A 25,022-nucleotide genomic window follows, 5' to 3' on the forward strand; every position below is an offset into this window, starting at 1 on the left:
CCGTCGGCCGGCTAGTTGCGCACCACGTTGGAGGCCAGCACCCGCTCCATCTCGGCCATCCCGGCCGGCGGATCGACCCGGCCGCCGGCCACCCGCATCGCCGCGCCCAGCGCGTGCAGGGTGCGCGACAGGTGATGGGTGCGGCTCTGCTCGCCCATCTGGCCGATGCGCAGGATGTTGAGGCCGAAGGCGCCCGAGATTTCAACCCGGTAGAGCTGGGACATGATGTGGCGCACCCGGTCGGCCGACACCCCGTCCGGCACGCTGATGCCGACCACCGAATTGAGGCGGGCCTCGGCCGGGATCAGCAAATCGAGCCCCATCGCCTCGATTCCGGCCTGCAACGCCGCCGAACAGACGGCGTGGCGGCGGAAGCGGGCCGGCAGGGTTTCCTCGCAGATCAGCCGCAGCGCCTCATGCAGCGCCAGCACCCCCGACACCGGCGCGGTGTAATGGTAGGATTGCTGGTTCCAGAACTTGTCGGCGAGGCGGGCGTCGAGGCACCAGTGGCTCATCGGCGCATTGCGGGCGACGATCCGGGCCCAGGCCTCGTCGGAGAAGGCGATCAGCGACACGCCGGGGATCGAGGACAGCCCCTTCTGGCCGCCGGTGATCACCGCGTCCACCCCCCATTCGTCCATCTCCAGCTCCATGGTGGAGAGGGTACAGACGGTATCGACGATGTTGACGCAGCCATAGGCCTTGCCGAGGCGGCAGATCTCGGCCAGATGGCGGTTCCACACCGTGTTCGAGGTCTCGCCCTGAACCACGGTCAGCACCTTGTAGCCGCCTTCCTTCAGCGCCCGCTCGACCATCTCCGGCGCGGCGGCCTGCTTGTCGGGGATTTCGAGCACGGTGACGTCGCCGCCGACCCGGTGAACCATCTCGACCAGCCGGCCGCTGAACAGGCCGTTGCGGATCGACAGCACCTTGGTGCCGGGCTCGACCAGATTGCAGACCGCCATCTCCATCGCCGCCGAGGCCGGTCCCGACACGCCCAGCACATGGCCGGATTCGGTCTGGAACACGTAGCGGGCCATGATCTTCACCTGCTCGATCACCCGGTTCATCGTGTCGCCGAGGTGATTGATCACCACCGAATTGGCCGAGGCGACCTTGTGCGGGATCGGCACCGGGCCGGCCCCCATCATCAACAGCGGCTCGTCCGGCAGGATGTTGTCGAGCGGGATGATCTCGGGTGGTTTGGGGTAATGCATTTGCAGTCCTGGGTCAGAAGAAACAAACGCCGGTCGAAACCCGACCCGCGCGCGAAAAAGGCGCGCGGATCAGGCCCGGGCCAGCTCGGCCAACTTGGTAACGATGGAGCGCAAGCCCTTGACCCGCTTGGCCGGGTCGTCCCAGTCGCGCAGGAACACCAGCTTGTGGTCGGGGCGGATCTTGCAGGTGCCGGCGGCGCGGGCGACGTACTGCACCAGCCCGGCCGGGTTGGCGAAGACGTTGCCGCGCAGCGACACCACCGCCCCCTTCGGCCCGGAATCGACCTTGTCGATCCCGGCCTGCTTGCACAGCGCCTTGATCGCCACGACTTCGATCAGATTCTCGACTTCGGGCGGCAAGGGGCCGAAACGGTCGATCAATTCGGCCGCCAGGGCGTCGAGTTCGGGCTGGGTGTCGAGCGCGGCGATGCGGCGATAGAGCCCGAGCCGCACCGGCAGGTCGGCGACATAGGTGTCGGGGATCAGCACCGGGCTGCCCAGGGTGATCTGGGGCGACCATTCCTCGGCCGCCACCGTCTCGGCCCCGCCCTTGGCCGCCGCCACCGCCTCTTCCAGCATCTGCTGATAGAGTTCGATCCCGACCTCGCGGACATGGCCGGACTGTTCCTCGCCCAGTAGGTTGCCGGCGCCACGGATGTCGAGATCGTGGCTGGCGAGCTGGAACCCGGCGCCGAGCGAATCCAGCGTCTGCATCACCTGCAACCGCTTCTCCGCCGCCTTCGACAGCACCGTCTCGGCCGGCAGGGTGAAATAGGCGTAGCCCCGCACCTTGCCGCGCCCGACCCGCCCCCGCAACTGGTAGAGCTGGCCGAGGCCGAACATGTCGGCGCGATGGACGATCAGGGTGTTGACGCTGGGCATGTCGAGACCGGATTCGACGATGTTGGTCGAAAGCAGCACGTCATACTGCCGATCGCCGAAGGCGACCATCACCTCTTCGAGTTCGGACGGCGACAGGCGGCCATGCGCCACCGCCGTCTTGACTTCCGGCACCAGCCGGGCCAGCCGCTCGGCGACGCGGTCGATGTCGGCGAGGCGCGGGCAGACATAGAACACCTGCCCGCCGCGATAGCGTTCGCGCAGGATCGCCTCGCGCAGCACCACCGGATCGTAGGGCAGCACGAAGGTCCGCACCGCCAGCCGATCGACCGGCGGCGTCGCGATCACGCTCATCTCCTTGACCCCGGACAGGGCCAGTTGCAGCGTGCGCGGGATCGGCGTCGCGGTCAGGGTCAGCACATGGACGTCGGCGCGCAATTGCTTGAGCCGTTCCTTGTGGGCGACGCCGAAATGCTGCTCCTCGTCGATGATCAGCAGCCCCAGCCGCTTGAAGCCGATGGTCTTGGCCAGCAAGGCGTGGGTGCCGACCACCAGATCGATGGTGCCCTCGGCCAGCCCGGCCTTGGTCTCGGCCGCCTGCTTGGCGGTGACCAGCCGCGACAATTGCGCCACCCGCACCGGCAGGCCGGCGAAACGGGCGGAGAAGGTGCGGAAATGCTGACGGGCCAGCAGGGTGGTCGGCACCACCACCGCCACCTGCAACCCCTGCAACGCGGCGACGAAGGCGGCGCGCAGCGCCACCTCGGTCTTGCCGAAGCCGACATCGCCGCAGATCAGCCGGTCCATCGGCCGGCCCGAGCCCATGTCGGCGATGGTTTCCTCGATCGCGCGGAGCTGGTCGTCGGTCTCGGCCCAGGGGAAGCCGGCGCAGAACTCGTCATAGGCGCCCTCGGCCGGGGTCAGGCTTTCCGCCTGCCGCACCTGCCGTTCCGCCGCCACCGCGATCAGTTGCTGGGCGATGTCGCGGATCCGCTTCTTGAGCTTGGCCTTGCGCGCCTGCCAGGCGGTGCCGCCCAGCTTGTCGAGCGCCACCCCGGCCTGCTCCGAGCCGAACCGGGTCAGCACCTCGATGTTCTCGACCGGGACGAACAGCTTGTCACCGCCGTCATAGATCACCCGCAGGCAATCATGCGGCGCCCCGGCCACCTCCAGCGCCACCAACCCGTCATAGCGGCCGATGCCGTGCTCGACATGAACCACCAGATCGCCCTCGCTGAGCGCCTGGGCTTCGGCGATGTAGCTGGCGCCCTTCTTCTTCTTGCGCGCCGGCCGGGCGAGGCGGTCGCCCAGGATGTCCTGCTCGGTGATCACCACGAGATCGGGAGTGACGAAGCCGTGATCGAGCCCGACCACCACCGCCGCCACCTGCCGGGCCGACAGCGCGGCGGCCTCGGCCCAGCCCTCGACCGCGACGATCCGCTTGAGGCCATGCTCGGCCAGCACCGCCACCAGCCGGTCGCGCGAACCGGCGCTCCAGGCCGCCAGCACCACCCGCCGCCCGCCCGCCTGCTCTTCCTCGATCCGCTCGCGCACGCCGTCATGCAGGGAGACGCCGGGGCGGGTGCGCAGCTCGGCGAAATCGCGCCCGATTCGCCCGCCTAAGTCGCATAATGCCGCCGCATTGGCCTCGACCCGGTCGAACGGCGACAGCTCGAACACCGGCCGCGCCGCCAGCAGCCGGGTCCATTCCTCGGTTTCGAGATAGAGCAGCGGCGGCGGCAGCGGATGGTAGACCATCCCGGATTCGGCCAGCGCCGCCCCTTCCAGCCCGGTGCGGGCCTGATAATATTCCAGGATCAGCGCCTGCCGCGCCGCCAGCGCCTGATCGGCCTGGGGGTCGAGCACCGCCACCGCCTCGGGCAGATAGGCGAACAGGCTGTCGAGCCCGTCATGGAACAGCGGCAGCCAATGTTCCTGGCCGGCGAACTTGATCCCGGCCGAAATGCTCTCATACAGCGGGTCCGGCCCCTGCACCACCCCGAACCGCTCGCGATAGCCGGCACGGAAACGGGCGATCGAGGCCTCGTCGAGGATCGCCTCGCTGACCGGCCGGCAGACGAACCCCTCGGCCGCGCCGGTGCTGCGCTGGCTGATCGGATCGAACGCCCGCACCGTCTCGACCTCGTCGCCGAAGAAATCGAGCCTGAGCGGCGCCGCCGCCCCGGGCGGGAACAGATCGACGATGCCGCCGCGCACCGCATATTCGCCGGATTCCATCACCGTGTCGGCGCGGACATAGCCGTTGCGGTCGAGGAAGGCGGTCAGCTCGGCCAACGGCACCCGCCGCCCCGGCGCCACGGTCAGGCTGGCCCGGGCCAGCGCCTCGCGCGGCGGCACCCGCTGCGCCAGCGCCGCCACCGTGGTCAGCACCACCACGCCGGCGCCCCCCGGATCGCGCCCGGCCAGCCGGGCCAGGGTGTCGATCCGCCGCGTCACCACCTCGACATGGGGCGACACCCGGTCATAGGGCACGCAATCCCACGCCGGGAAATCGAGCACGGTCAGTTCGGGAGCGAAGAAGCCCAGCAATTCCGCCATCCGCGCCAGCCGCCCGTCGTCGCGGGCGACGAACAGGAAGTCGCGGTCGGGATGGGCGCGGGCCAGACCGGCCAGCACCAGGGCGTCATACCCTTCGGGAACGCCGGCCAGGGCGACCCGGCCGGGCTGGGACGGAACGGGGGGAACCAGGGTCAAGGGTTGGCGGCTTCGGTTTGTACGAACGAGCGGATCATCGCCATCACGTCATGGTCGAGCGCCTCCGGCACCTTCTGCTTGCCGGTGGCCCAGTCGAACAGGTCGCTGTCGGGCTGGGCCAGCAGCGCCTCGAACCGGTCGAGTTGCTCTTCGCTCAGCTCGGCCAGCCGCCGGGCGGCGAAGCGGCCGAACAGGATGTCGTTTTCGTTCGAGCCCATGTGATGGGCGCGAAACAGCAGGCGTTTGAAGCGGGGGGACTCGGAATCGGCCATGACGTCCGGGATTGCGTCGGGATCAGAGCCGGATAGGATAGAGCCCTTCGCCGCCGCTGTCAGCTTCCGATGCGCCCCGAGAGCCTGTTTCCCCTGTTCGTCCCGGTCACCGCCCTGCCCGGGGTCGGCCCCCGCCTCGCCCCGCTCTACCAGCGGCTGGCCGGCGACAAGGTGGTCGATCTGCTGTGGCACCGCCCCAGCGGTCTGGTCGATCGCCGCTATTGCCCCACCCTGGCCGAGGCGATCCCCGGCCGGGTCGCCACCCTGACCGTCCGGGTCGAGGCCCATCTGCCCGGCGATGGCGGGCGGCGGCCCTACAAGGTGCGGGTGGCGGACGACACCGGCTTCGCCCATCTGGTCTATTTCCATCCGCGCGAGGGCTGGCTGCGCGAGCTGCTGCCCGAGGGGGCGATCCGGGTGGTCAGCGGGATGGTCGAGGGGTTCTACGGCGAGATCACCCTGCCCCATCCCGACCATGTCGTTCCGCCCGAGCGCCGCGCCGAGGTGATGACGGTCGAGGCCACCTATCCGCTCACCGCCGGGCTGACCCTGCGGCCGCTGACCCGCGCCATCCGCGCCGCCCTCGACCGCGCCCCCGACCTGCCGGAATGGCTCGATCCCTCCTGGCGCGACGCCCAGGGCTGGCCGGGCTGGCGCGAGGCGCTGCGCCGGCTGCACGCCCCGACCGGGCCGGAGGAGCTGGGGCCGGACAACCCGGCCCGCCGCCGTCTCGCCTATGACGAGCTGCTGTCCGGCCAGTTGGCCCTCGCTTTGGTCCGCGCCCATCTCCGCCGCCGCAAGGGCCGCGCCCTCGCCGCCCCGTCCCAGGCCTTGCGCGCCAAGGTGCTGGCCGCCCTGCCCTTTTCGCCCACCGGCGCCCAGATCCGCGCCTTGGCCGAGATCGACGCCGACCTCGCCCGCCCGGCGCCGATGCTGCGTCTGCTCCAGGGCGATGTCGGCAGCGGCAAGACCCTGGTCGCCTTCCTCGCCTTGCTGACCGCGATCGAGGCCGGCAGCCAGGGCGCGCTGATGGCCCCGACCGAGATCCTCGCCCGCCAGCATTTCGCCTCGCTCGAACCGCTCGCCGCCACCGCCGGGATTCGCCTCGGCCTGCTGACCGGCCGCGACAAGGGCAAGGTCCGCGCCGCCCGCCTCGCCGACCTCGCCGAGGGCGCCATCGACCTGCTGATCGGTACCCACGCTTTGTTCCAGGAGGATGTGGTGTTCCGCGACCTCGGCCTCGCCGTGATCGACGAACAGCACCGCTTCGGCGTCCATCAGCGCCTCGACCTCGCCGCCAAGGGCCATGCGGTCGACATGCTGGTGATGACCGCCACCCCGATCCCCCGCACCCTGCTGCTCAGCGCCTATGGCGACATGGATTATTCCCGCCTCGACGAGAAGCCGCCCGGCCGTACCCCGATCGACACCCGCGTCGTCCCGCTGGCCCGGCTCGACGAGATGGTCGCGGCGGTCGGCCGCGCCCTCGAAGCCGGGGCGCGGGTCTACTGGGTCTGTCCGCTGGTCGAGGAATCCGAGCAGAGCGACCTCGCCGCCGCCGAGCGGCGTTTCGCCGATCTGGCCGAGGTGTTCGGCGCGCGGGTCGGGCTGGTGCACGGCAAGATGAGGCCGACCGCCCGCGACGCGGTGATGGGCCGCTTCGCCAGCGGCGAAATCACCCTGCTGGTCGCCACCACCGTGATCGAGGTCGGGGTCGATGTCCCCGAGGCCACCGTGATGGTGGTCGAGCATGCCGAGCGGTTCGGCCTCGCCCAGCTTCACCAGCTGCGCGGGCGGGTCGGGCGCGGCAGCGGCCGCTCCCGCTGTTTGCTGCTCTACGCCACCCCGCTCGGCGAGATCGCCAAGGCCCGCCTCGAAATCCTCCGCGCCAGCGACGACGGCTTCGTCATCGCCGAGGAGGATCTTCGTCTGCGCGGCGGCGGCGAGATCCTCGGCACCCGTCAGAGCGGGCTGCCCGAATACCGTCTCGCCGATCTCGCCAGCCACGGCAGCCTGCTCGAACACGCCCGGGGCGAGGCGGAGGCGGTGCTCGAGCGGGATCCCGATCTTGCCAGCCCGCGCGGCGCGGCGCTCCGCGTCCTGCTCTATCTGTTCGAGCGCGACGCGGCGATCCATACGTTGAAGTCGGGGTGAAAATACTTTAAAAACAATAACTTAAATTCGAAAAGATTCCAGGAACCTGAGGTTCCTGGACCTCCCAAAATGGGAGAACGATCCCGTCTTCCTTCAGCTTGGGCGCGCACAACAGCAGCGATATCGTCATCGTCGGCGGGTGGACAGCGGGGGATGGCGATCCTATATCCTGCCGGCTTCCCCCCCGGCCGAGGAGACCCCATGCCGATCGAACGCGCCTTCGAAACCATGATCTTCCGCAGTCGCTGGATCCTCGCCCCGTTCTATTTCGGGCTGGTGGTCGCCCTGCTGATGCTGATGGTCAAGTTCTGCCAGGAGCTGATCCATCTGGTGCCCCACGTCTTCTCGATGACCGAGAACGAGACCATCCTGATGGTCCTCTCCCTCATCGACATGTCGCTCGCCGGCAATCTGCTGCTGATGGTGATCTTTGCCGGATACGAGAATTTCGTCTCGAAGATCGACACCGGCGATCACGAGGACCGGCCGGACTGGATGGGCAAGGTCGATTTCGCCGGTCTCAAGCTCAAGCTGATCGCCTCGATCGTCGCCATCTCCGGGATCCATCTGCTGAAGGCCTTCATGAACGTCGGCACCCTCGACAAGGGCGATCTCGGCTGGATGATCGGCATCCACATGACCTTCGTCGTTTCCGGCGTCCTGCTTGCCCTGATGGACCGCATCGTCGAGCCGCCGGGCGGCGCGCACTGACCGCCTGGGGCGGCGCCGGTCAAGGCTGGTCCGGCCGCGCCAGCGCCGCCATCAGCCCCGTCCACGCCGTCCGCATCGTCTCGAGCGAGTCGAGGCTGGCGGCGGGCGGCGGCTCCAGCCGCACCGCCTCTTCCTCTTCCGGCACCCGGGCGATCTCCGCCGGCCGCAGCGTGCCGGCAAAGCCCAGCCGCTCGGGATCCTCCCCGGTCGCGAACACCCGGTCGCACAGTGCCCGGGTCCAGGCGATGAAGGCATCCCGCGCCGCCACCGAGGCGAACTCGATCGCCCGGGGGGCGAAATCCTGCACCAGACTGGCATAGGCCCGACCGTCCGGCCGCATCGTCTGCGCCGCGAACAGCGCCGCCAGCGCCGGCGCGTCGGGATGGCGCCCCACTTCCGCCGCCGCCGCCCGGGTCGCCTCGGCGTCGAACAGCCGCGCCACCGACGCCCCCTCGCCGTCGCGCAGCACCGCCACCAACGGCTGGTCGAGATGGGCCGACAGCGCGTCGAGAAACCGTTCGATCCGTCCATGCCGCATCGGCCGGTCGAGCGGCAGATAGACATACAGCGGCGCCGGCGGGCTGACCGCCGCCACCGCCGCCACCGCCCGCTCGGGGATCGCCTCCCCGGCCGGATACAGGCTGCCGTCGGGAAAGCCGACATAGGCCCCGGTCACCGCCCCGAACCCGGGATCGACATAGCCGTATTCCACCAGCCGGAACGGCGCCAGTTGCCGCCACACCGCCGTCGCCGCCGGATTGGCCGGCGCCCGGGTCTCCCCCGCCGCCGCCTGCTCCGCCAGCAGATGCCGGAACGCCTCCACCGCCCGCGCGGTATCGAGCCGGATCCGGATCACGTCGTCCCGAGGTTCTGACATTCCCCCCTCGCCTTCCCGTCGGATCGCCTTATGGCCGAGGTTATACCAGAGCCGCCCTCCCCCCCGAAAAAAAACGCCGCCCGCCGCCGCCCCCGCCGCCCTTGGCCGTTGACAGGACCGTCCGTGCGAGTAGCCTTGGCCCACCCGCGCCGGTGGCCGCGGCACTGATTCGGGGGACGAATGGACTATTTCTTCCAGCAGGTGATCAACGGTCTGACCCTGGGCGCGATCTACGGCCTGATCGCCATCGGTTACACGATGGTTTACGGCATCGTCGGCATGATCAATTTCGCCCACGGCGAGATATACATGCTGGGGGCCTTCATCTCATTGATTGCCTATCTGTTCGCCTCCACGATCGGCGGTGGATCGGTCGCGCTGGCCCTGATGGTGGCCCTGCTCGCCACCATGCTGTTCACCTCGCTGTGGGGCTGGGCGGTCGAGCGCGTCGCCTACCGGCCACTGCGCGGCGCCCCCCGCCTCGCCCCGCTGATCTCGGCGATCGGCGTCTCGATCCTGTTGCAGAACTTCGTCCAGCTGAGCCAGGGGGCGCGGGTCAAGCCGCTGCCGCCGGTGGTCCATGGCGGCCTGACCCTGTTCCAGGGCGACAGCTTCACCGTTGGCATCAGCTGGCTCCAGATCATCATCTTCGTGCTGACCCTGGCCCTGATGGCCGGCTTCACCTGGGTGATCGCCCGCACCCCGCTCGGCCGCGCCCAGCGCGCCACCGAGCAGGACCGCCGGATGGCCGCCCTGCTCGGCATCGACGTCGATCGGGTGATTTCCGCCACCTTCGTCATCGGCGCCGCGCTGGCCAGCGTCGCCGGGCTGATGGTCACCCTCTATTACGGCGTGATCGATTTCTACATCGGCTTCCTCGCCGGGCTGAAGGCCTTCACCGCCGCCGTGCTGGGCGGCATCGGCTCGCTGCCCGGGGCGATGCTGGGCGGCGTGCTGATCGGCCTGACCGAGGCGCTGTGGTCGGCCTATTTCTCGATCGAATACAAGGATGTCGCCACCTTCGTCATCCTGGTCGCCGTGCTCCTGTTCCGTCCCACCGGGCTGCTCGGCCGCCCCGACGTCGAAAAGGTCTGATGCCGATGGCGCCGGTCTCCTCCCTCTCCCTGCTGCGCGATTCCGCCGTGGCCGCGCTGATCGCCGGCCTGCTCGCCGTGCCGCTGCTCGGCGTCCGGCTGGTCGATTCCGCCAACGGCCTGTCGCTCGACGGACGGCCCGAGTTGGTCGGCGCCGCCGTCGCCCTGGTGTTCTGCGGCCGGCTGCTGTTCGGCCTGACCCGGCGCTGGCTGAGTGATTTCTCGCTCGGCCTGCCGACGCTGCGCCGGCCGCCGCACCAGATCCGCTTCGCCGCCGGCTGGGCGATGGTGCTGTTCGCCCTGGTCCTGCCGCTGCTGCCCTTCGCCGACCGCACCCTGATCGACCGCGCCACCCTGGTGCTGATCTATGTCATGCTCGGCTGGGGGCTCAACATCACCGTCGGCCTCGCCGGGCTGCTCGATCTCGGCTTCGTCGCCTTCTACGCCGTCGGCGCCTATGCCTACGCCCTGCTGTCGCAGGCGTTCGGCCTGTCGTTCTGGGCCTGCCTGCCGCTGGCGGGGATGATCGCCGCCGCCTTCGGCCTCGGCCTCGGCTTTCCGGTGCTGCGGCTGCGCGGCGATTATCTCGCCATCGTCACCATGGGCTTCGGCGAGAGCATGCGGATCGTGCTGCAAAACTGGCAGAGCCTGACCAACGGCCCGATCGGCATTTCCGGCATCGAGCGCCCCACCCTGTTCGGCCTTCAGTTCAAGGCCTTCGCCAAGCCGGGCGAAACCACCTTCGCCGATTTCTTCCACATCCCGTTTTCGCCCGACCACCGGGTGATCTTCCTTTATTTCATGATCCTGCTGCTGGCGCTGGCCACCAACCTGTTCACCCTGCGCATCCGCCGCCTGCCGGTCGGCCGCGCCTGGGAGGCGCTGCGCGAGGACGAGATCGCCTGCCGCTCGCTCGGGCTCAACCCCACCACCATCAAGCTGTCGGCCTTCGCCCTCGGCGCGATGTTCGCCGGCTTCGCCGGCTCGTTCTTCGCCGCCCGCCAGGGCTTCGTCAGCCCGGAAAGCTTCACCTTCCTCGAATCGGCGATGATCGTCGCCATCGTCGTGCTGGGCGGCATGGGCAGCCAGATCGGCATCGTGCTGGCCGCCCTGCTGCTGGTGGCGCTGCCGGAATGGATCCGCGACCTCGAACAGTACCGCATGCTGATCTTCGGCATCACCATGGTGGTGATCATGCTGTGGCGGCCGAGCGGCCTGCTTTCCGCCCGCAGTCCCACCATCCGCCTGGGAGGCACCCCATGAGCCCGGCGCCGCTGCTCGAGGTCGCCGACCTGACCATCCGCTTCGGCGGGCTGGCGGCGATCGACGGCCTGTCCTTCACCGCCGCCCCCGGCGCGATCACCGCGGTGATCGGCCCCAACGGCGCCGGCAAGACCACCCTGTTCAACTGCATCACCGGCTTCTACCGCCCCCATGCCGGCCGGCTGCTGCTGCGCCATCCCGACGGCGCCGAATGGCGGCTTGAGCGGATGCGCGACCACGCCATCGCCGGCCGGGCCCGGGTCGGCCGCACCTTCCAGAACATCCGGCTTTTCCCGCGCATGACCGTGCTCGAGAACCTGATCGTCGCCCAGCACCGGGTGCTGATGCGGGCCTCGCTGTTCTCGCTGGCGGGGCTGCTCGGGCTCGGCCGCTATCGCCGCGCCGAGCGCGCCGCGCTCGACCTCGCCCGCGCCTGGCTCGACCGCACCGGGCTGCTGGCCCATGCCGAGACCGAGGCCGGCGCGCTGCCCTACGGCCTCCAGCGCCGGCTGGAGATCGCCCGGGCGATGTGTACCCGCCCGGTGCTGCTGTGCCTCGACGAGCCCGCCGCCGGCCTCAACCCGCATGAATCCGCCGATCTCAACCTGCTGCTGCGGCGGATCCGCGACGAGGAGGGCATCGGCCTGCTGCTGATCGAACATGACATGAGCGTGGTGATGGGAATTTCCGACCGGGTGGTGGTGCTCGACCATGGCAGCCTGATCGCCGAGGGCAGCCCGGCCGAGATTCGCGGCAACCCGGCGGTGATCCGCGCCTATCTCGGCGAGCCCGAGGCCGACGACACCGCCGCCGGAGCCCGGCCATGACCGCGCCGCTGCTGGAGGTCGCCGGGCTCCATTCCGGCTATGGCCGGATCGAGGCGCTGCACGGGATCGACCTCACCGTCGCCCCCGGCGAGATCGTCACCCTGGTCGGCGCCAACGGCGCCGGCAAGACCACCCTGCTGATGACCCTGTTCGGCAATCCGCGCGCCCGCGCCGGCCGGGTCCGCTTCGACGGCGAGGACATCACCGCCCTGCCGCCGCACCAGATCGCCCGCCGCGGCCTCGCCATCGCCCCCGAGGGACGGCGGATCTTCCCGCGCATGACCGTGCTGGAAAACCTGCGGATGGGCGCCACCGTCGCCGACCCGGCCCATTTCGGCCGGGACCTTGATCGTGTTCTTGCTCTGTTCCCACGGCTGAAGGAACGGCTCGGCCAGCGTGGCGGCACCCTGTCGGGCGGCGAGCAGCAGATGCTGGCGATCGGCCGCGCCCTGATGAGCCGCCCCCGCCTGCTGCTGCTCGACGAGCCCTCGCTCGGCCTCGCCCCGCTGATCGTGCGCCAGATCTTCGAGATCGTCGCCACCATCAACCGCGACCAGGGGGTAACGGTGCTGCTGGTCGAGCAGAACGCCTATCACGCCCTGCGCCTCGCCCATCGCGGCCATGTGATGGTCAACGGCCGCATCGTCCTGTCCGGCAGCGGCGCCGAGCTGCTGGCCGACCCGGAGATCCGCGCCCATTATCTCGACGGCGGCGCCGGGGCGGCGCCCGCGCCCGGGCCATGACCGGCCCCGGCGCATGACCGAGCCGGCGATATGAGACGGAGGGCGCGCCGCGTCCGCGCCGGGGGGCTGGCGGTGCTGCTGGCCCTGGTGGTGGTGACTCCGCTCGCTCCGGCCGGGGCCGGGTCCGCCACCGCGATCGACGTCTCGCCCGGCCTCGCCCGCCCGTCCCCCCCCGAGCCGGTGCGGGTGATGCTCGACGACACCTACCCGCCCTACAGCTTCCGCGCCGGCGACGGCACGTTGCAGGGCATCCTGCCCGATTTGTGGGCGCTGTGGTCGCAGCGCAGCGGCATTCCGGTCCAACTGATCGGGCTCGACTGGGCCGAGGCCCAGCGCCGCTTCAATGCCGGCGAGGCCGAGGTGCTCGACACGGTGTTCCACACCGCCGAGCGCGACCGGATCTATCTGTTCTCCGCCCCCTACGCCACCATCGAGGTGCCGATCGTGTTCGAGGCCGGGCTGTCCGGCATCCGCGACGCCGCCGCGCTGCGCGGCTTCACCGTGGGGGTCAAGGGCGGCGACGCCTGCATCGATTTCCTGCGCCAGCGCGGCATCGACAGCCTGCGCCCCTATCCCAGCTACGAGACCCTGATCGACGGCGCCGCCCGGGGCGAGATCCGCGTCGCCTGCATCGACCGCCCGCCCGCCAGCTATTATCTGGTCCAGAAGGGGCTGGAGAGCCGGTTCCGCGCCTCGCCGCCGCTTTATGCCGGCGAATTCCATTGGGTGGTGCGCAAGGGCGAGGACCGCCTGCGCGAGACGGTCCAGGCCGGCTTCGACCGCATCAGCCCCGAGCAGCGCCGCCGCATCGTCGAACATTGGCTGGGCGAGCCGCTGCGCTCCAACCTCGACCCGCAGACGGTGCAGGCGGTCGGCCTGGCCCTGCTCGGCATCGGCCTGATCGGCGTGCTGCTGCTGGTGTGGGTGGCCACCCTGCGCCGGCAGGTGGCGGCCAAGACCCGCGACCTGACCCAGGCCCTGGCCGAACTGTCGGCCGGCGCGCTGCGGTTCCGCACCCTGTTCGACGTGATCAACGACGCCATCCTGCTGCACGACGCCGAGAGCGGGGCGATCCGGTTGACCAACCGCCGCGCCCGCGACCTGTTCGGCTTTCGCGGCGGGGCGAATGACGGCGGGCTGACCCTGGCCGACCTGTGCGGCGACACCCCGCCCTATGACGCGGCGGCCGCGCTCGACCACCTCCACGCCACCGCCGACGGGCCGCGCCGGCTGGAATGGCTGGCCCGTCACCGCGACGGCCACCCGCTGTGGGTCGAGGTCGATCTGCGCCGGGTGGTGCTCGACGACAGCGGCCCGCAGGTGCTGGCGGTGCTGCGCGATATCACCGCGCGCAAGGAAAGCGACGAGCAGCTGGCCCGCACGCTGGACGCCCTGACCCGCTCCAACACCGACCTCGAACGCTTCGCCTACGCCGCCTCGCACGATCTGCGCGAGCCGCTCAACACCCTGGTGCGCTATGCCCAGTTGCTGGAACGGCGGCTGGAGGGCAGCGACCCCAGCATCGCCGAGCCGCTCGGGGTGATCGCCACCGCCGCCCGCCAGATGATGCGGCTGGTCGAGGGATTGCTGGAATTCTCCCGGGTGGACGCCGCCGGACGCGGCTTCGACCCGGTCGATGCCGGGCGGGCGCTGACGGTGGCGCTCGGCTATCTCGATCAGGCGCTGGCCGAGGCCGGCGCGACGGTCGAGGCCGCGCCGCTGCCGCTGGTGGCCGCCGACGATACCCAGGTGATCCAGCTGTTCCAGAACCTGATCGGCAATGCGGTCAAATATCGCGACCGCGCCCGGCCGCTGCGGGTGCGGGTGTCGGCCCGGCGCGACGGCGCGATGTGGGAATTCACCGTGGCCGACAACGGCATCGGCATCGAGGCGGATTATCTCGAACAGATCTTCGTGATCTTCAAGCGGCTGCACGCCCACAGCGCGATCCCCGGGGTGGGGATCGGCCTTGCTTTGTGCCGGCGCATCGTCGAACGCCATGGCGGCCGGCTGTGGGTGGACTCCACCCCGGGCCAGGGCTCCGCCTTCCGTTTCACCCTCGGCGCCGTCCCCGAGGCGGAATAGGAAGACGATTCGCGGGCTCTGCCCGCCCCCGCCAAGGGCCGAAGGCCCTTGGAACCCTTTCCTTGCCCTTCGCGCGGCAAGCGCCCGCGCCCAAGCGGAAAGGCCGGTCCGCGCCCGACCATCGACGGGATCCAAGGGCCTTGCGGCCCTTGGCGGGCGTGGGCGGAGCCCACACCCCCCTGAGGCGACGTCAGCCGGCCTTGGGCAGTTCCTCCAGCGCGGCGGCCAGCGCCTGCTGGTCGAACTGCGGATCGATCAGCTTGCCCGAGAAATAATCGGTATAGGCCTGCATGTCGAAATGGCCGTGGCCCGACAGGTTGAACAGGATGGTCTCGGCCTTGCCCTCTTCCTTGCAGCGCAGCGCCTCGGCGATCGCCGCCTTGACCGCATGCGAGGATTCCGGGGCGGGCACGATGCCTTCGGCGCGGGCGAACTGCACCGCGGCGGCGAAACATTCGGTCTGGTGGTAGGAGCGCGCCTCCATCAGGCCCAGTTCCATCACATGGCTGACCATCGGCGCCATGCCGTGATAGCGCAGCCCGCCGGAATGCGACCCGGGCGGCATGAAGGTGGCGCCCAGCGTGTGCATCTTGACCATCGGGGTCAGCTTGCCGGTATCGCCGAAATCGTAGGCGTAGAGCCCCTTGGTCAGGGTCGGGCACGAAGCCGGCTCGACGCCGACGATACGGACCTTGGCGCCCTTGAGGTTCTCGCGGACATAGGGGAAGGCCAGACCGGCGAAGTTGGAGCCGCCGCCGGTGCAGGCGATCACCACGTCGGGGGATTCGCCGGCCATTTCCATCTGCATCATCGCTTCTTCGCCGATGATGGTCTGATGCAGACAGACATGGTTGAGCACGCTGCCGAGCGCATATTTGGTGTCGTCGCGCGAGGCGGCGACCTCGACCGCCTCGGAGATGGCGATGCCGAGCGAGCCGTTCGAATCGGGATGGCGGGCCAGGATGTCGCGCCCGGCCTGGGTCAGGGTCGAGGGGCTGGCGATGCAGGTGGCGCCATAGGTCTCCATCAGCGCCCGGCGGTAGGGCTTCTGATTGTAGGAGACCTTGACCATGTAGACCTCGACCTCGAGGCCGAACAGCGAGCCGGCGAAGGCCAGCGAGCTGCCCCACTGCCCGGCGCCGGTCTCGGTCGACAGCCGCTTGACGCCTTCCTGCTTGTTGTAGAAGGCCTGCGGCACGGCGGTGTTGGGCTTGTGGCTGCCGGCCGGGCTGACGCCCTCATACTTGAAGAAGATCTTGGCCGGGGTGCCCAGCGCCTGCTCCAGCCGGCGGGCGCGGATCAGCGGCGACGGACGCCACAGACGGTAAACCTCGCGCACCGGCTCGGGGATCTCGATCCAGCGCTCGGTGCTGACTTCCTGCTCGATCACCGCGTTGGGGAAAATCGGGGCGAGATCGGCGGGTCCGATCGGCTGCCCGGTGCCCGGATGCAGCGCCGGCGGCAACGGAGTCGGCAGGTCGGCGGCCAGGTTGTACCAGGCCTTGGGCATACGATCCTCGGGCAGGAAATATTTGGTGCTCTCGCTCATCTTGACCTTGTTCCCATCTCGCGGGGGACGAACCACGCCGCCGCCCCGGTTCCCCCCGGGGCGGCCGACGGGCGGCAGCATAAGGCGGAACCGGCGATAAGGAAACTTCGTTTCCTCACGTCGCCGGGGAACGCACGATTGTTGAGCGGGAAGGCAAAAAAGCCGTCGGAGCGAGGGGCCAGAGGCCGGCCAAGGGGCCGGGGCCCCTTGGCGATCCCCCCCCGGAGAGCCGAAGGCCCTCCACCCTATTGCATCAGGCGCGGATGCCGGCGAGGAAGGAATGGACCTCCTCGTCCAGCCGGCGCGACTGGCGGTCGAGTTCGGCCGAGGCGGTCAGCACCCCGTTCGAGGTCTCGCCGACATTGCCGACCGCCCCGGCCAACTGGCCGAGATAGTCGGTCACCTCGCGGGTACCGGCCGAGGCCTGCTGGATGTTGCGCGAAATCTCGGCGGTGGCGGCGTGCTGCTCCTCCACCGCGGCGGCGATCGCCGAGCCGATCTGGTTGATCTCGCCAATGGTGCCGCCGATCGCCCGGATCGCCGCCACCGCCTCGTCGGTGGCGCTCTGCACCGCCCCGATCTGGGCGGCGATCTCCTCGGTGGCGCGGCCGGTCTGGTTGGCGAGGCTTTTGACCTCGTTGGCGACCACGGCGAAGCCCTTGCCGGCCTCGCCCGCCCGCGCCGCCTCGATCGTCGCGTTGAGGGCGAGCAGGTTGGTCTGGCTGGCGATGTCGTTGATCAGCTTGACCACGTCGCCGATCCGGCTGGCGGCGACGGCCAGCCCCTGCACCAGTTCGTCCGAGCGCCGCGCCTCGGCCACCCCGGTGGCGATCCGTTCGGCCGATTGCTGGACCTGCCGGCTGATCTCGTTGATCGAGGCCGACAGTTCCTCGGCGGCGGAAGCCACCGTCTGGACGTTGACCGAGGCCTGCTCCGCCGCGCTGGCGACCGAGGTCGCCTGGCTGGCGGTGTGGCGCGCCACCTCGGTCAGCGATTCGGCCGCCCCCTTCATGTTGCCGGCCGAGCTGGCGATCACGTCGGAGACGTTCTTGACCCGGCTTTCGAACGAATCGGCCAGGGCCAGCGCGGTCCGGCGCCGCTCCTCCTCGGACAGCCGCTTGGTCTCCTCCTGCTGGCGGCGCAGGTCGGCGGCCTCGCGGGCGACGTCGCGCAGGCTGCGTACCGAACAGGCCAGCGAGCCGATCTCGTCGCCGCGCTCGGTGCCGGTGACCTCGGTGTCGTAATGCTGGTCGGCCAGCCGGTTGGTGACCAGGGTCAGCCGCTTCAGCGGCACGGTGATCTGACGGGCGATCAACAGCGCCAGCCCGGCGGTGACCAGCCCGATCACCAGCACCAGCCCGGCGAAATTGAGCGCCTTTTGCTGGAACACCGTGTCGATGTCGTCGATGTAGATCCCGGTGCCGATGGTCCAGCCCCACGGGCCGAACCGCTTGGCGAAGGACAGCTTGTCGCTCGATTCGGTCTGGCCGGGCCTGGGATAGCGGTAGAACACCGCCCCGCCCCCGGCCTTGGCCGCCTCCAGCAGATGGCGGATAAAGGGTTGTCCGGCGCTGTCCACCGCCGCGATGTCGTTCTGGCCCTCCCGTTCCGGGTGGAACGGATTGAGTAGCCAAGTCCCATCATCGGAGAAAACAAAGAAATACTCGTCGCCGTCATAACGCTGCTCGCGCAGCATCGCCCGGGCCTGCCGCATCGCCTCGGCCGGTTCGAGTTCCCCCTTCTCCGCCCGGCCGTGATACTGGCGAACCACGCTTTCGGCGTTCTCGACCAGATTGCGCAGTTTGGTCTCCCGGTCCTCGACCATCACCGCGCGCAGGAACGACAGCGCGACCAGCGCGGCGATCACCAAGCCGACGATGCTGGCGGCCACCACCGTCATCAGTTTCCCGGAAATCCCGATTTTGATCGCCATCTCTGGAACTCCCCACCGTTCACCCCTGGATCCGGCGCGGAATAGCCCGGAAACGGATGCCCGCAAGTCTCTTTACAATCTCTCCAATATAAGGCTTTCGCCCTAGATTCAACCCCCTCGAACTCTACTTATTGTCATAAGCAGAGCCGACAAAAGGGAATCAAACGGATCGATCGGGATCCGCTTCCGGCCGGAGACTGTTCGGCAGGAAACAGAGTAACCCAATGCAATTAAATGTCTTTTAACCGTCTCTTGGTTGTTTTGGCGCAAAGAGCCGTCGTGCGGAAAGGGCGAAGCGGCTATGGTGGCCGCCGACAGGCGCCGGACGGGAAGGAGACAGGGCGATGGCGATGCAGGGACAACCGGGCGGGGATGAGGGCGCGCTGGCCGCCGCCGTGGCGGCGGCGGCGCGGCTGCCCGACGACGCCGACGCCCAGTTCGAACTGGGCAACGCGCTGCTGTCGCGTGGCCGCGCCCGCGAGGCGCTCGGGCCCTATCAGCGGGCGCTGGAGCTGCGGCCGGGCTGGGCGCCGGCCCTGACCAATTACGGGCTGGTGCTGCGCGACCTCGGCCAGATCGAGGCGGCGTTCGAGATCCAGTCGTTCGTCTGCACCCATTTCCCCGATTTCGTCACCGGCTTCACCAATCTCGGCTTCGTCCAGCAGCGGCTGGGGCGCTACCAGGAAGCGGTGGAGACCTTCCGCCACGCCGTCGGCCTCGCCGCCACCGGCGGCAGCTGGGCCAACCTCGCCCAGGCGCTGCACCTCGCCCGGCGCGAGGACGAGGCGGCCGAGGCCTTCGCCCAGGCACTGGCGCTGGCCCCCGACCATCCCACCATCCATTACAATTACTCGCAGTTGTTGTTGCAGCAGGGCGATTACGCCCGGGGCTGGGTCGAGTATGGCTGGCGGCGGCGCGGCGGGGTGCGCACCCTGCCGCCCCGGCCGCTGCCCCAGCCGCTGTGGGACGGAAGCCCGCTCGCCGGCCGCACCCTGCTGCTCTATGCCGAGCAGGGGCTGGGCGACACGCTGCAATTCCTCCGCTTCGTCGAGCGGGTGCCGAAGGAAGGTGGCCGGGTGGTGGTCGAGGCCCAGGCGCCGCTGCTGCCGCTGCTGCGCGACATCGCGGCGATCGACGCCGTGATCCCGGCCGGGGCGCCGCTGCCGCCGCTCGATTGCCATCTGCCGCTGCTGAGCCTGCCCGAGATCCTCGGCCCGCTGCGGGCCGATCCGGTCACCCCCGGCCCCTATCTCGCCGCCGACCCGGCGCGGCGGGCGGTGTGGCGGGCCCGGCTGACCCGGCCGGGGCAAATGCGGATCGGGCTGGCCTGGGCCGGCAATCCCGGCCAGGCCGGCGATTCCCAGCGCTCGGTCGAGGCGGCGCTGCTGATCGACGCCCTGAACGATCCCCGTCTGGCCCTGTTCTCGCTGCAAAAGGACCTGCGCCCGGGCGATGCCGAGACCCTGTTCGTCCGCTCCGACCGCATCGTCGCCCTCGGCCCCGACCTGCATGATTTCGCCGACACTGCGGCGGCGGTGGCCGAACTCGATCTGGTGATCTGCGTCGACAGTTCGCTGGCCCATCTCGCCGGCGGGCTGGGGCGGCCGGCCTGGGTGCTGGTGCGCTACGCCCCCGACTGGCGCTGGTGGTATCGCCACGAGGACAGCCCCTGGTATCCCTCGCTGCGGCTGTTTCACCAGCGGGCGCCGCTCGATTGGCCCGAAGTGCTGGGCCGGGTGGCCACCGCCCTGGGCGAACGGCTCGGCCCGCCGGCCCAACCGCCAGCGGCCTGACCGCGACGGGACTTGACCGCGACCGGGCGGCGGGCCGATATGGGGCCGTCCGGAGCGGAAAGGGCGTGGAGAATCATGGCCAGATCGGTGTTGTGCGTGGTGGGGGCCCGGCCCAATTTCATGAAGATCGGGCCGGTGATCGCCGCGCTGACGGCGCGGGGGATGACCGCGCCGCTGGTCCATACCGGCCAGCATTACGACGAGACGATGAACGAGCGTTTCTTCGTCGATCTCGCTTTGCCCCGCCCCGACGTCAATCTCGAGGTCGGCTCGGGCAGCCACGCGGTGCAGACCGCCGAGATCATGCGCCGGTTCGAGCCGGTGCTGGATCGCTATGCCCCCGACGCGGTGCTGGTGGTCGGCGACGTCAATTCGACCATCGCCTGCGCCCTGGTCGCGGTCAAGAAAGGGGTCCGGGTGATCCATGTCGAGGCCGGGCTGCGCAGCCGCGACCGCACCATGCCGGAAGAGATCAACCGACTGCTGACCGACCAGATTTCCGACCTGCTGTTCACCACCGAGCGCGAGGCGGCCGACAATCTGATCCGCGAGGGCATCCCGCCCGAGCGGATCGCCTTCGTCGGCAACGTGATGATCGACACCCTGCTGGCCCAGCGCCGCCGCGCCGTGCCGGCGGCGGCCACCCTGGCCGGCCATGGCGTCGGCGCCCCCCATGCCCTGGTGACGCTGCACCGGCCGTCGAACGTCGATGATCCGGCGACGCTCGCGGCGCTGGCCGGGGCGCTGGCCGAGATGGCCGGGCTGCTGCCGGTGGTGTTCCCGGTCCATCCCCGCACCCGGGCGCGGCTCGACGCCGCCGGCCTGACCGAACGGCTGAGCGCGGCCGGGCTGGTGCTGCTGCCGCCGCAGGGCTATCTCGAAATGCTGGGCCTGATGGCCGAGGCCCGGCTGGTGGTGACGGATTCCGGCGGGATCCAGGAAGAGACCACCGCGCTCGGGGTGCCGTGCCTGACCGCGCGCGACAACACCGAACGGCCGATCACCCTGACCCAGGGCACCAACACCCTGGTCGGGGCCGACCCGGCGGCGATCCTGGCCGCCTGCCGCGAGGTGCTGGCCACCGGCGGCAAGGCCGGCCGCCAGCCCGAATTGTGGGACGGCAAGGCCGGCGAACGGATCGCCGCCCTGCTGGCCGAGCGGCTGTAGCCCCGCCCGGCCCGCCCGCCCCCCCGCCTTCAGCGGGCCGGGCGGTTGTCGCGGATCAGGGTCGAGACCGGCACCAGCACCAGCCCCTTGCCGGCCAGGGTCGGCAGCCAGCCATTGAGCGCGGCGATGGTGGCGTCGTGGGGATGGCCGATGGCGATGGCGAAGCCGGTGCGCCGGGCCCGGGCCTCGACCTTGGCCAACTGGGCCTGAACCAGGGCGACGCTCTGATCATTGTCGAGGAAGATGTCGCGCGAGGCCACCGGCACGCCGTATTCGCGCGCCAGTTTGGCGGCGACGCTGCGGTCGGTGGTGACGGAATCGACGAAGGCCAGCCCGCGCCGGCGCAGTTCGGCCATCACCACCGCCATCGCCGCCGGATCGGCGGTGAAACGGCTGCCCATGTGGTTGTTGATGCCGATATAGCCGTCGAAACGCGACAGCGCCCAATCGAGCCGGCGGCGGATTTCCTCGGCCGACAACCCGACGGTCAGCGCCTGCGGCCCGGCATCGATCGCGGTGGCCATCGGCTGCATCGGCACATGAACCATCAGCTCGTGGCCGTGACGGCGGGCCTCGCCGGTCAGCCGGGCCAGATCGGTGGCATAGGTCATGAAGGACAGGGTCAGCGGCCCCGGCATCCTGACCACCTGCTCGGCGCGGCGGCGATCGACCCCGAGATCGTCGATGATCACCACCACCATCGGCCGGCCGCCGACATGCGGCGCCGGCACGGCATGGCGCAGCCACGGCGCGGTCCCGGCCGGCGGCGCCGGGGGACGCGGCGGCGGCAGCATCGCCACCTGCGGCTGGGGCGGCTGGGGCGGCGGCGGCGGCAGCGAAACCGGCGGCGGCTCGACCGGAGCGGGCGCGGGCGGGGCTTCCTCGACCGGGGCCGGCGGCGGGACGGGCTCGGGCTCGGGCTCGACCTGGGGCGGCGGCGGGGGTTCATCGACCACCACCGGCGGCGGCGCGGGCGGAATCGCCTGGATCACCAGCGGCGGCGGCGGCGCGGGCGGCGGCGTCCGCAGCCCGGACCCGATCCCGACTCCCAGCGCCAGACCAACCGCCAGCATGACGGCCACCGCCGCCACCATCGCGCCGGGCCGCTCCCACAGCGGGCGCGGCTCCCTGTTTCGCATCCGTTCCCCCACGCGCGGGACTCCCTGCCATCAAGACAGGCGGTTATAGCCCCGCGCCCGCCTCGAAACCACCCCTCGGCGCGGAGGGGTATCCCGCATCGGCAAAATAGCGAAGCCGGTCCAGGAGCCGCCGGCTCCTGGCGGGTGTGGGCAGAGCCCACGTCTTTTTTTTTAAAGTCGAGGCGTTACCCCATGACCTTCACCCGCCATCACATCGATGAATCCGCCCCGGATCGGCAGCGGCGTGGCGACGTCCTCGGCCAGCCAGGACGAGGTGGCGAGGCCATGGGCGAGCGGACCGAGGGCGGCGGCGAGGGCGGCGGTGGCGGCGAGTCCGACCGCCGATTCGACCAGACTGGTGACCACCACCTCCCCCCCGGCCCGACGGGCGGCGTTGCCGAGCGCCAGCGTCGCCCGCAGCCCGCCGAGGCGGGCCGGCTTCAGCACCAGCCGCCGCACCGGCAGCGGGTCGGGCAGCCGCCCCGGCTCCAGGCTTTCGTCGAGGGCGAGCGCGAAGGGCGCCGCCGCCTGGAGCGCGGCCAGGGCGGCGGGGTCGGGATCGCGCAACGGCTCTTCGAGCGAATCGATCGGCAGCCCGGCGAGGGCGGCGATCACCGCCACCGCCTCGTCGCGGCTCCAGGCCTGGTTGGCATCGAGCCGCAGCCGCACCCCGTCCGGCAGGGCCAGACCGCGCAGCGCCGCCACCTCCTCCCGCCAGGGCGCGAGGCCGAGCTTCAGCTTGATCACCGAGAACCCCTCGGCGACCGCCGCCGCCACCCCGTCGAACGGCACCACCGCATTGACCGCCACCCGGTCGGCGGCATCGGGCGCCAACAGCCGGGCCAGCGGCAAACCGCGCTGGCGGGCGAGCAGATCGAGCAACGCGCCCTCCAGCCCGATGGCGGCGGGCGATGGCGCCAGCCCGGCCAGCGCCTGTTGCGGCGTCCGGCCGGGCAGCGGCGCGGTCAGGGCGGCGAGGATCCCGGCCGGGTCCTCGTCGCCGGGATCGGGCAGCGGGGCCGGACTGTCGCCCCAGCCGACCCGCCCGGCGGCGTCCTCGACCCGCACCAGCCAGCCGCGCCGCCGCGTGGCGCCACCCGCCGCGCTGCGCCAGGGCCGGGCCAGCGGCAGGGCGTAGGGAAGCACCGCGACGGCGGCGACCGGGCTCACGGCCGGCGGGGGAACTTGGAGAAGTCGGGCGCGCGCTTTTCGAGGAAGGCGTTGCGGCCTTCCTGGCCCTCGTCGGTCATGTAGAACAAGGCGGTGGCGTTGCCGGCCAGTTCCTGCACCCCGGCCAGCCCGTCGCTGTCGGCGTTGAAGGCGGTCTTGAGGATGCGCAGCGCGGTCGGCGACAGTTCCAGCATCCGCCGGCACCAGGCGATGGTCTCCTCCTCCAGCCGGTCGAGCGGCACCACCGCGTTGATCCAGCCCATCTCCAGCGCCTCTTGGGCGTCGTACTGGCGGCAGAGGAACCACACTTCCTTGGCCTTCTTGACCCCGATGGTGCGGGCGAGCAGGCCGGCGCCGAACCCGGCGTCGAAGCTGCCGACCTTGGGGCCGGTCTGGCCGAAGCGGGCATTGTCGGCGGCGATGGTGATGTCGCACAGCAACTGGAGCACGTTGCCGCCGCCGATCGACCAGCCCGCCACCATCGCCACGATCGGCTTGGGGCAGGTGCGGATCTCGCGCTGAAGATCGAGGGCGTTGAGGTGATGCACCCCGGCCTCGTCCTTGTAGCCGCCATCGTCGCCGCGCACGCTCTGGTCGCCGCCGGAGCAGAACGCCTTGGTGCCGGCCCCGGTCAGGATCACCACGCCGACCGAGGAATCGAACCGGGCATGGCGCAGCGCCCGCATCACCTCCTCCAGCGTCTCGGGACGGAAGGCGTTGTGGACCTGCGGCCGGTTGAGGGTGATGCGGGCGATCCCCTCGGTGCGGTCATAGAGGATGTCGGTGAAGGCAAACCCCTCGATCGGGGTCCAGACCACGTTCATAACCAGCTCTCCTTGCAGCAGGCGGCCCACAGGGCGCGGTGGGTGGCGGTCGAGGCGGCGCGGTCGAGGGCGAGATGCAGCAGCGTCACCCCCGGCGCCGCCAGCGCGGCGGCAAAGCCCGGGGCGGGATCCGCCGCCGCGACCGGGTGATAGCGATGGCCCCACACCGCGGCGGCGGCGGCGAAATCGGCCCGCTGCGGGGTCAGCCAGCCATCGCGGAACTCGGGCAGCACGGTCTGGGGCAGATAATCGAAGATCGCGCCGCCGCCATTGTCGAGCAGGGCGATCCCGGCCGGGACGGCGATCCCCTGCCCCGCCGCCAGCCCGCCCAGGTCGTGCAGCAGGGCGAGATCGCCGACCAGGGCGATCCCGGCCGGGAAACCGCCGCCGGCCAGGGCGCCGAAGAAACTGGCGAGGGTGCCGTCGATGCCGCTGACGCCGCGATTGCCGAGCACGGTGACCGGCTTGGCGGCAGTGCCGGAAAAATCGTCGAGATCGCGCACCGCCATCGAATTGGCGACGAACAGCAGCCCGCCCGGCGGCAGCGCGTCGAGCGCGGCGGCGACGATGCCGGCCTCGGCCGCCGCCGCTTGCCCGGCCAGCGCGGCCACGCCGGCCTCGGCCGCGCGCCAGCCGGCCAGCCAGCCGG

18 protein-coding genes and 1 pseudogene are annotated in these 25,022 nt (G+C 70.5%); 9 read left to right on the forward strand and 10 right to left on the reverse strand.

What is annotated here, in order from left to right:
* Positions 1-11: 11 nt before the first annotated feature.
* From ACFSNB_RS09340 to ACFSNB_RS09350, 3 genes are all read right to left on the reverse strand, one after another.
* Positions 12-1,217 (reverse strand): pyridoxal-phosphate-dependent aminotransferase family protein, encoded by a 1,206-nt coding sequence (locus ACFSNB_RS09340; RefSeq protein WP_377315908.1) that lies wholly within the window; start codon positions 1,215-1,217, stop codon positions 12-14.
* A 69-nt stretch (positions 1,218-1,286) separates the two neighbouring features.
* A complete protein-coding gene (gene mfd / locus ACFSNB_RS09345) occupies positions 1,287-4,772 on the reverse strand; it encodes a transcription-repair coupling factor (RefSeq protein ID WP_377315909.1) in 3,486 nt (1,161 codons plus the stop codon).
* Positions 4,769-5,044 carry a succinate dehydrogenase assembly factor 2 gene (locus ACFSNB_RS09350; protein ID WP_377315910.1) on the reverse strand — a complete coding sequence of 92 codons (276 nt, stop codon included), beginning with the start codon at positions 5,042-5,044 and terminating at the stop codon, positions 4,769-4,771. Before ACFSNB_RS09350 ends, mfd begins: the two co-directional genes overlap by 4 nt.
* 69 nt (positions 5,045-5,113) lie before the next feature.
* On the opposite strand from ACFSNB_RS09350, the gene recG reads away from it, so the two are divergent.
* Positions 5,114-7,198 (forward strand): ATP-dependent DNA helicase RecG, encoded by a 2,085-nt coding sequence (gene recG, locus ACFSNB_RS09355; protein ID WP_377315911.1) that lies wholly within the window; start codon positions 5,114-5,116, stop codon positions 7,196-7,198.
* A 201-nt stretch (positions 7,199-7,399) separates the two neighbouring features.
* The gene (locus ACFSNB_RS09360; RefSeq protein WP_377315912.1) at positions 7,400-7,909 is read left to right on the forward strand and encodes a TIGR00645 family protein; all 510 of its coding nucleotides are present in this window, start codon (positions 7,400-7,402) and stop codon (positions 7,907-7,909) included.
* 19 nt (positions 7,910-7,928) lie between these two features.
* On the opposite strand, the gene ACFSNB_RS09365 is transcribed toward ACFSNB_RS09360, so the two are convergent.
* Positions 7,929-8,786: a hypothetical protein gene (locus ACFSNB_RS09365; protein WP_377315913.1), complete on the reverse strand. Its 858-nt coding sequence runs from the start codon at positions 8,784-8,786 to the stop codon at positions 7,929-7,931.
* Positions 8,787-8,966: 180 nt separating this feature from the next.
* On the opposite strand from ACFSNB_RS09365, the gene ACFSNB_RS09370 reads away from it, so the two are divergent.
* From ACFSNB_RS09370 to ACFSNB_RS09390, 5 genes are read left to right on the forward strand one after another with little or no spacing between them, the layout of a single operon-like run.
* Positions 8,967-9,881: an ABC transporter permease subunit gene (locus ACFSNB_RS09370; RefSeq protein WP_377315914.1), complete on the forward strand. Its 915-nt coding sequence runs from the start codon at positions 8,967-8,969 to the stop codon at positions 9,879-9,881.
* Positions 9,882-9,886: 5 nt separating this feature from the next.
* Complete coding sequence (livM, locus tag ACFSNB_RS09375) at positions 9,887-11,143, forward strand: high-affinity branched-chain amino acid ABC transporter permease LivM (RefSeq protein ID WP_377315925.1); 1,257 nt, start codon at positions 9,887-9,889, stop codon at positions 11,141-11,143.
* Positions 11,140-11,970 (forward strand): ABC transporter ATP-binding protein, encoded by an 831-nt coding sequence (locus ACFSNB_RS09380; RefSeq protein WP_377315915.1) that lies wholly within the window; start codon positions 11,140-11,142, stop codon positions 11,968-11,970. Before livM ends, ACFSNB_RS09380 begins: the two co-directional genes overlap by 4 nt.
* Positions 11,967-12,713, forward strand: a complete 747-nt coding sequence (locus tag ACFSNB_RS09385) for an ABC transporter ATP-binding protein (RefSeq protein WP_377315916.1) — start codon at positions 11,967-11,969, stop codon at positions 12,711-12,713. The genes ACFSNB_RS09380 and ACFSNB_RS09385 overlap by 4 nt, the downstream gene beginning before the upstream one ends.
* 30 nt (positions 12,714-12,743) lie before the next feature.
* The gene (locus ACFSNB_RS09390; RefSeq protein ID WP_377315917.1) at positions 12,744-14,798 is read left to right on the forward strand and encodes an ATP-binding protein; all 2,055 of its coding nucleotides are present in this window, start codon (positions 12,744-12,746) and stop codon (positions 14,796-14,798) included.
* A gap of 190 nt (positions 14,799-14,988) precedes the next feature.
* On the opposite strand, the gene ACFSNB_RS09395 is transcribed toward ACFSNB_RS09390, so the two are convergent.
* Together ACFSNB_RS09395 and ACFSNB_RS09400 are read right to left on the reverse strand one after the other, a co-directional pair.
* Positions 14,989-16,347, reverse strand: coding sequence for a TrpB-like pyridoxal phosphate-dependent enzyme (locus ACFSNB_RS09395; RefSeq protein ID WP_377315918.1), 1,359 nt, complete (start codon positions 16,345-16,347; stop codon positions 14,989-14,991).
* 253 nt (positions 16,348-16,600) lie between these two features.
* Complete coding sequence (locus ACFSNB_RS09400; RefSeq protein ID WP_377315919.1) at positions 16,601-18,280, reverse strand: methyl-accepting chemotaxis protein; 1,680 nt, start codon at positions 18,278-18,280, stop codon at positions 16,601-16,603.
* Between the two features lie 344 nt (positions 18,281-18,624).
* On the opposite strand from ACFSNB_RS09400, the gene ACFSNB_RS09405 reads away from it, so the two are divergent.
* The gene (locus ACFSNB_RS09405; RefSeq protein ID WP_377315920.1) at positions 18,625-20,073 is read left to right on the forward strand and encodes a tetratricopeptide repeat protein; all 1,449 of its coding nucleotides are present in this window, start codon (positions 18,625-18,627) and stop codon (positions 20,071-20,073) included.
* Positions 20,074-20,148: 75 nt separating this feature from the next.
* Positions 20,149-21,240 (forward strand): non-hydrolyzing UDP-N-acetylglucosamine 2-epimerase, encoded by a 1,092-nt coding sequence (gene wecB / locus ACFSNB_RS09410; RefSeq protein WP_377315921.1) that lies wholly within the window; start codon positions 20,149-20,151, stop codon positions 21,238-21,240.
* 29 nt (positions 21,241-21,269) lie between these two features.
* Here the strand turns inward: wecB and ACFSNB_RS09415 are convergent, their stop codons facing one another.
* The 4 genes and pseudogenes from ACFSNB_RS09415 to ACFSNB_RS09430 all read right to left on the reverse strand — a co-directional run.
* Positions 21,270-22,379: a divergent polysaccharide deacetylase family protein gene (locus tag ACFSNB_RS09415; RefSeq protein ID WP_377315922.1), complete on the reverse strand. Its 1,110-nt coding sequence runs from the start codon at positions 22,377-22,379 to the stop codon at positions 21,270-21,272.
* 171 nt (positions 22,380-22,550) lie between these two features.
* Positions 22,551-23,549 (reverse strand): mandelate racemase/muconate lactonizing enzyme family protein, encoded by a 999-nt coding sequence (locus tag ACFSNB_RS09420; RefSeq protein ID WP_377315923.1) that lies wholly within the window; start codon positions 23,547-23,549, stop codon positions 22,551-22,553.
* Entirely contained in the window at positions 23,546-24,373 is an 828-nt protein-coding gene (gene menB / locus ACFSNB_RS09425) for a 1,4-dihydroxy-2-naphthoyl-CoA synthase (RefSeq protein ID WP_377315924.1), read from the reverse strand. The genes ACFSNB_RS09420 and menB overlap by 4 nt, the downstream gene beginning before the upstream one ends.
* Positions 24,370-25,022 (reverse strand): annotated as a pseudogene (locus ACFSNB_RS09430) (hypothetical protein); the annotation flags it as partial. The gene menB and the pseudogene ACFSNB_RS09430, both read right to left, overlap by 4 nt.

The sequence above is a fragment of the Phaeospirillum tilakii genome (assembly GCF_042683125.1).
GTDB classification, from domain to species: Bacteria; Pseudomonadota; Alphaproteobacteria; order Rhodospirillales; family Magnetospirillaceae; genus Phaeospirillum; species Phaeospirillum tilakii.